Source organism: Ferdinandcohnia jepli (assembly GCF_047246645.1).
Lineage (GTDB): Bacteria > Bacillota > Bacilli > Bacillales > Bacillaceae_L > Ferdinandcohnia.
In genome coordinates this window covers 20,554-27,351 of sequence record NZ_JBFOKR010000025.1, presented here as the reverse complement: position 1 = coordinate 27,351, position 6,798 = coordinate 20,554, and the positions used below count along the sequence as shown (strand labels likewise).

Below are 6,798 nucleotides of genomic sequence, written 5' to 3'. Positions count from 1 at the left end.
AAGATGGGTTCTAATCGACCGAGAATAAGGATGGAGTAGGTTCTGGGTCGATAAGATGGGTTCTAATCGACCGAGAAGAAGGATGGAGTAGGTTCTGGGTCGATGAGATGTGTTCAAATCGACCGAGAATAAAGATTGAAAAGGTTTTGGGTCGATAAGATGTTCCACCCCCATAAACAAGTACCCATAAACAGTCAATAATACTAATCTACAACCTAATACCCATCGGAACACCATATAAATATCTATTTTTTATAAAAATGAGAATTATAGTATTACAGTTTCGATGAATTATGTTATACTATTTATACAAAATGACAATTAAGTATAACATAAATCTCGGAGGGGTTTTGATGAAGCCAAGAATTGCAATTAATGGATTTGGCCGTATTGGAAGAATGGTATTTCGTAAAGCAATCGCTGATGACTCTTTAGAAATTGTAGCAATAAATGCAAGCTACCCTGCTGATACATTAGCGCATTTAATTAAATATGATACAAATCACGGGAAATTTGATGGAGATGTTATTCCAGAAGATGATTCACTTGTGGTTAATGGAAGGCGAATCAAACTTGTGAGCTCACGGGATCCTCTAGAGTTACCATGGGCGAACCTTAATATAGATATTGTTATCGAAGCGACTGGGAAGTTTAATTCCAAAGAAAAAGCTAGTTTGCATCTACAGGCTGGCGCAAAAAAAGTAATTTTAACAGCACCTGGTAAAAATGAAGATATTACAATTGTAATGGGTGTTAACGAGGATAAATATGATGAAAATAATCATCATATTATTTCAAATGCATCATGTACAACAAACTGTTTAGCACCTGTAGCGAAAGTATTAAATGAACAATTTGGTATTGAAAACGGGCTTATGACAACCGTTCATGCGTATACAAACGATCAGAAAAATATTGATAATCCACATAAGGATTTACGAAGAGCTAGAGCTTGTGCACAATCAATTATACCAACATCAACAGGCGCAGCTAAGGCATTATCACTTGTATTACCTGAATTAAAGGGGAAGCTCCACGGGATGGCTTTGCGAGTACCTACCCCTAATGTATCCTTGGTCGATCTTGTTGTCGATGTATCCCGAGATGTTACGATTGATGAGATTAATGAAGCATTTATCACTGCTTCAATGGGACCATTAAAAGGAATCTTGGATTTTACAACAGAACCTCTTGTATCAATTGATTTTAATACGAACCCACATTCTTCAATAATCGATGGGCTATCAACAATGGTTATCGGAGACCGTAAAGTAAAAGTACTAGCCTGGTATGATAATGAATGGGGCTATTCTTGTAGAGTGGTAGATTTAGTAAAACTAGTGGGCTCTAAAGTGGTTGAAAAAAAAGAAGTTAATGTAGGGTAAATATAAATAGTAAGAATACCTTCTCGTAATGGGAAGGTATTTTTAATTTGACGAATTTATCGCAATATATATTTTTATGAAAATTTAATTTAAAGAATCTTAGGAGAGTCGTACAAGCCCTAAAAAGCTTTATTAAGCCCTTTATAAGCATAGACATTCGTGGAGTTTTTATTACAGTGAAAAATTAACCGGAAAAGGTATTGCCAAACAGTATCAAACAAAGTATACTGATTTTCGTGAACTTCTTAAAAGCTTCTGCTTTTGTAACTACTTAAAGGGTTAGGACCTCTTAGGACTAACTTTCCCCCGTGGTAGTTATGCTCATGCATTAGGCGAAGAACTCATTGATTATCACCGTTAAAGGGGGAATAGTTGAATATGGAAACTATGGGACGTCATGTAATCTCAGAATTATGGGGTTGCGATTTTGAAAAGTTAAATGACATGCAAGGTATTGAACAAACATTTGTTCAGGCTGCACTTAAATCTGGTGCTGAAGTACGCGAGGTAGCATTTCATAAGTTTGCACCTCAAGGAGTAAGTGGAGTTGTAATTATTTCTGAATCACACTTAACAATTCACAGTTTTCCTGAACATGGCTATGCTAGTATTGATGTTTATACTTGTGGAGATCTAGATCCAAATGTTGCTGCAGACTATATTGCTGAAGCACTTGGAGCACAAACACGTGAGAATATTGAATTACCTCGTGGTATGGGTCCTGTACAAGTAAAACCTGCACAAGTAAAAGTACTTTAAAAAAGAATACTTATCAACTAAAATAGTAAGAGGTGTACATGTTACACCTCTTTTTATATTATAGTAATGTAAGCAAAATAAAGTTGTTAACAGCTAAAATAGATTTAACTCATAAGGAGTGTTAATCAAAAATGGGAGTATCGCAAAAGCTTCAAGATATTTTTTCGAATCATAGTGAAACAAGTGACAAGCACAGGGACGAGCTATTAAAAAGTCATTATTATAAAACAACTAATAAAAAGGCAATTGAGGCTGTTAAAGAGGTACTTGAATCTACAGATGGTTTTAGTATTGGTTCAATTTCTGAAGAACGTGGCGAAATGAGTGTCTATTATAAAAAAGGTGGTAAGAAAGCTTTTATCATAGTAACTATTATCTCAGTGAGACCTTTTGAAACGGCGATTGATTTTGCGGTTACAACCGAAACAGGCTTTTTGCCGATGGATTTTGGCTTTAGTAAAAAACTCATTCTAGAGCTCTATAAAAAAATGGACGCTGCTTTACCATTCCTTGGAGCTAAAAGATAGTCTTTCAAATATATACACTTGTACAACAAAATGGTTTCTTATAAGATTAATAATAGTACATAGTAATCAAATCCTCTTAGGTGGAAGGGAGTTGTTACCATGAAATGCCCTACATGTCAGCATAATGGAACGAGAGTACTGGATTCACGCCCAGTTGACGATGGACGAGCTATTAGAAGACGACGTGAGTGTGAAGAGTGTCAATACCGCTTCACAACCTTTGAAAAAGTGGAAGAAATTCCATTGATTGTTGTTAAAAAGGAAGGGACCAGAGAAGAATTTAGCAGGGAGAAAATGCTTCGTGGGCTAATTAAAGCATGTGAAAAACGCCCGGTTACTTTAAAACAATTAGAGGATATTACTCATGAAGTGGAAAAAAGAGCTGCGTAATCAAGGAGTCTCAGAGGTAAAAAGTGATGATATTGGGGAACATGTGATGAATCATTTAGCAAAAGTAGATGAAGTAGCATATGTTCGATTTGCTTCGGTATATCGTCAGTTTAAAGATATAAATGTATTCATTGATGAATTAAAAGAATTAATCAAAGAGAACGGTAAAGGGCTTAAGGATTCATTTTAGGCTCTTTTTTTAGCTGTTTATTTTACAATACAGTTTACATGGTTTGGCCAAGTAAGAATAAAACAGATGGAAGGCAATGATGAATAAATGGAACATTGGAAGGATTTAGTGCCAGTAGATCGTTATATTGTCCGTTCACCTGATTTGTTACATGACTATGATCGAAAAATAATCTCATTGCTGTATCAGCCGCTAATAGGAATGAAGGCCTTCAGCCTATATATGACCTTGTGGAGTGAATTAGAGCAAAATCGGCTCTGGAGTGAGGAAAGTACACATCATAGTTTAATGGCACTCTTACAAACGAATTTAAGTGAGATCTATCAAGAAAGATTAAAGCTTGAAGGAATTGGACTTTTAAAAACCTATATGAAAACAGAAGAAGATAATCGAAGTTTCGTATATGAACTCCAGGCCCCACTCTCACCCAAACGTTTCTTTACGGATGGTGTGCTTAATATTTATCTTTATAATCGGATTGGAAAAAGCAAGTTCCTGAAATTGAAGAAGTTCTTCTCTGATGATGAACTGGATTTACATCAATATCAGCCTATAACAAAAGCATTTAATGAAGTATTTGCTTCTGTAAAAGCTTCCAAGATGATATCCGCAATTACCGAAGAGACAGCTTCTCACCTTGAAACTGAAAAGGGTCAAGAATATATGGGCAGATCTACTGGTACTGAGGTAATTATAAATGATTCTAGTTTCGATTTTGATTTATTTTTTGCTGGGATATCAGAGGTAATGATTCCGGTAAAGGCAATAACACCTAAAGTAAAAGAGGCAATTAAAAAATTATCTTTTCTTTACGGAATTGACCCTATTGAAATGCAGGGAATCGTAATGAGTTCACTTGACCATGGAGAAACAGTGGATATCGAACTGCTGAGAAAATCAGCACGGGATTGGTATCAGTTTGAAAATGGAAATGATCTTCCTAGCTTAATAGAACGAAAACAACCAATTCAAAATCAAACAATGGCTGATAAACAGCCAAAAACTAAAGAGGAAGAGCTCATTCAAAAACTTGAAAGAATTTCACCAAAAGAATTTTTAATCGATATTTCTGGTGGTGCTCAACCTTCAGTATCTGAATTGAAAATTATTGAGGATGTTATGTTCCGACAAAATCTGTTACCAGGTGTTGTAAATGTTCTCTTGTACTACGCCATGTTAAAATCAGATATGAGGCTAACAAAGGCATATGTAGAAACGATTGCGAGTAACTGGGCACGATTAAATATTAAGACAGTTAAAGAAGCAATGGAAACTGCTAAGAAACATAATTGGACAGCAGATAAGAAAGCTAGTAAAAGTAAAAGACAGCCGATTCGAAAAGAATTGCTTCCTGAATGGTTAAAAACAGAAGAAAATACACAAGGCGAAGAAAAAAGTAAGCAGGAATCCTCCTTTGAAGAGGAAAAACGTCAATTTGAGGAAAGACTTAAGAAATATAAACAAAACGGTTCTAACGACAAATAAACTTTTTTGGGGGGTGCAGTATGAAGCCAGTTCAAGATTCATTGAAAAAGCTAGCGAATAATACCAATTTTCAGCAACGATATGAGTCGTTAAAACATGAAGTTTTAAATCATCCAGATGTTAGAGAATTTCTTGACAGACACAACGATAAAATTTCAAATGATATGATTAATAGAAGCCTTGTAAAGCTTTACGAATATATAAATCAAAGCAAAGAATGTAGTAAATGTGAGAGCTTAGACTCTTGTAAAAACATGCTCCAAGGGTATCATCCTCATATAGTATTACGTGGAAATAATATCGATCTTCAATATGATCAATGTCCACGAAAGGTAATACATGATGAGCAGGTAAAATATAAATCGCTTATTAAAAGCATGTATATTCCAAAAGATATTCTTGAAGCTTCATTTGAAAAGTTAGACTTTGATGAAGGTCGCTCAAAGGCATTACTGCTAACACAAGACTTTGTTGAAAGTTACGAACCTGGAAAACGAATGCAGGGTTTATACTTATATGGCTCATTCGGGATAGGGAAAACCTATATATTAGGTGCAATTGCCAATGAACTTGCTCGAAAAAATATTTCATCAATGCTTGTTTATGTTCCTGAATTCACACGTGAATTAAAGGGGTCTCTGCAAGATCAAACACTTAACAGCAAAATTGAGGCCGTTAAGGATGTGCCTGTCTTGATGCTGGACGATATTGGGGCAGAATCAATGTCAAGTTGGGTTAGAGATGAAATATTAGGTAGTATACTCCAGTATCGGATGCTTGAAAATTTACCTACATTTTTTACATCAAATTTTAACTTTAAAGAACTTGAGCATCATTTATCTTATTCACAACGAGGCGAAGAAGAAAAAGTGAAGGCTGCTCGAATTATGGAACGAATTAAATTTTTAGCAAAACCAGTGGAACTTAAAGGTGAAAATCGTCGTTATTAAAAATATGGCTACTCCGTAATGGAGATAGCCATTTTTCTATTCTAAAGTTGTCCTCCTCCCCATATACATAAAACAGGGTACTGGCGAAATGGGGGGACTAGCTTGATTGAAATGCATTTTCAAGAAAATACAGATGCAAAAAAAATATATAAGAGTTTCCTGGCGAAGACAGGGGCTCTTTCAATAGATTACATAGATGTTTTACAGGAAAACGAAAATGTCGTGTCTATTACGACTACTACTGAAGATGTCCAAAATATAGTGCAGGGCATTGTTATCCCGGTTATTACAGAGTTTATTATACGTTATAAAGAGGACCAGTGGCTTCTCACTATTATTGAAGAATTGTTTTATTTCACAGATATTGAAGAGAAAAAACAAATATTAGAAATTACAAAAATGATACTAGATGGAAATATGCCTGACCTACCATCGATACAAAACGTTACACCGAGGAAACAAGTAATTGCAGAAGCGCTGCTTGATTTTATGAAAGTACCAATTTCATTTTCGTTTGAATCCTTTTTAAAATTCCGATTACGAACGTACAATGATTCATTAATACAATTTGTTGAAACAGCGATAGACGAGTACAAGCTCGAACAAGAATATCAAACATTTATCCAAGGATTACGTGATTTCCAGGAAAAACGTGAACCATTATTTGACCAATTACATATTTTACATGACGAACAATTCTTTTTCTTCAATGAAGAATTTACAGAAATCAAACGTGAAGAACTACTAAAATACATTGACCGAAGATTAATATTACGCCAACCAATGTATATTGATTCTTCTGTCTTAGCACCATTAGTTTCAATCTCTCCTAAATCAATTTATATATACACTGATGACATGGACAGTGGAATGGTCCAGACGATCTTGAATATTTTTTTTGAGAAAGTCACAATCTATCCCAAAAAATACTTTGAAAGCTACAGGCTTCAAACGAAAAAAATATAAAGAAAACTGACTAACTAGGTAACAGGAGAGACCACGTCGAAAGTCGAAAAAGTAGAGAGGTTTTCTGTTATCGAAGATTATTCTTATGCTCTTATACGTATTCCTAAAAATGATAAGTAAGACTACTTCACTCCTAGTTGAAATTT

The 6,798-nt window shown here is 34.9% G+C and carries 6 protein-coding genes and 1 pseudogene; all 7 read left to right on the top strand.

Annotated features, from left to right (window positions below):
* The first annotated feature begins 353 nt into the window (after positions 1–353).
* The 7 genes and pseudogenes from AB3M96_RS21220 to ytxC all read left to right on the top strand — a co-directional run bounded on the left by AB3M96_RS21220 (position 354) and on the right by ytxC (position 6,652).
* Positions 354–1,385, top strand: a complete 1,032-nt coding sequence (locus tag AB3M96_RS21220; protein WP_412969605.1) for a glyceraldehyde-3-phosphate dehydrogenase — start codon at positions 354–356, stop codon at positions 1,383–1,385.
* A 378-nt stretch (positions 1,386–1,763) separates the two neighbouring features.
* On the top strand, positions 1,764–2,144 hold the full coding sequence (speD, locus tag AB3M96_RS21215; protein WP_412969638.1) for an adenosylmethionine decarboxylase: 381 nt from the start codon (positions 1,764–1,766) through the stop codon (positions 2,142–2,144).
* A gap of 131 nt (positions 2,145–2,275) precedes the next feature.
* Entirely contained in the window at positions 2,276–2,671 is a 396-nt protein-coding gene (locus AB3M96_RS21210) for a cytosolic protein (protein WP_412969604.1), read from the top strand.
* A 99-nt stretch (positions 2,672–2,770) separates the two neighbouring features.
* Positions 2,771–3,251, top strand: a pseudogene (nrdR, locus tag AB3M96_RS21205) (transcriptional regulator NrdR).
* An 87-nt stretch (positions 3,252–3,338) separates the two neighbouring features.
* Complete coding sequence (locus AB3M96_RS21200; protein ID WP_412969603.1) at positions 3,339–4,736, top strand: replication initiation and membrane attachment family protein; 1,398 nt, start codon at positions 3,339–3,341, stop codon at positions 4,734–4,736.
* A gap of 20 nt (positions 4,737–4,756) precedes the next feature.
* The gene (gene dnaI, locus AB3M96_RS21195) at positions 4,757–5,686 is read left to right on the top strand and encodes a primosomal protein DnaI (RefSeq protein ID WP_412969602.1); all 930 of its coding nucleotides are present in this window, start codon (positions 4,757–4,759) and stop codon (positions 5,684–5,686) included.
* 111 nt (positions 5,687–5,797) lie between these two features.
* Positions 5,798–6,652 carry a putative sporulation protein YtxC gene (ytxC, locus tag AB3M96_RS21190; RefSeq protein WP_412969637.1) on the top strand — a complete coding sequence of 285 codons (855 nt, stop codon included), beginning with the start codon at positions 5,798–5,800 and terminating at the stop codon, positions 6,650–6,652.
* Positions 6,653–6,798 lie beyond the last annotated feature (146 nt).

Coding starts and splice junctions, on each gene's coding strand:
- ytxC (WP_412969637.1), top strand. CDS start 5,798: ATGCATTTTCAAGAAAATACAGATGCAAAAAAAATATATAAGAGTTTC.
- AB3M96_RS21210 (WP_412969604.1), top strand. CDS start 2,276: ATGGGAGTATCGCAAAAGCTTCAAGATATTTTTTCGAATCATAGTGAA.
- AB3M96_RS21200 (WP_412969603.1), top strand. CDS start 3,339: ATGGAACATTGGAAGGATTTAGTGCCAGTAGATCGTTATATTGTCCGT.
- dnaI (WP_412969602.1), top strand. CDS start 4,757: ATGAAGCCAGTTCAAGATTCATTGAAAAAGCTAGCGAATAATACCAAT.
- speD (WP_412969638.1), top strand. CDS start 1,764: ATGGAAACTATGGGACGTCATGTAATCTCAGAATTATGGGGTTGCGAT.
- AB3M96_RS21220 (WP_412969605.1), top strand. CDS start 354: ATGAAGCCAAGAATTGCAATTAATGGATTTGGCCGTATTGGAAGAATG.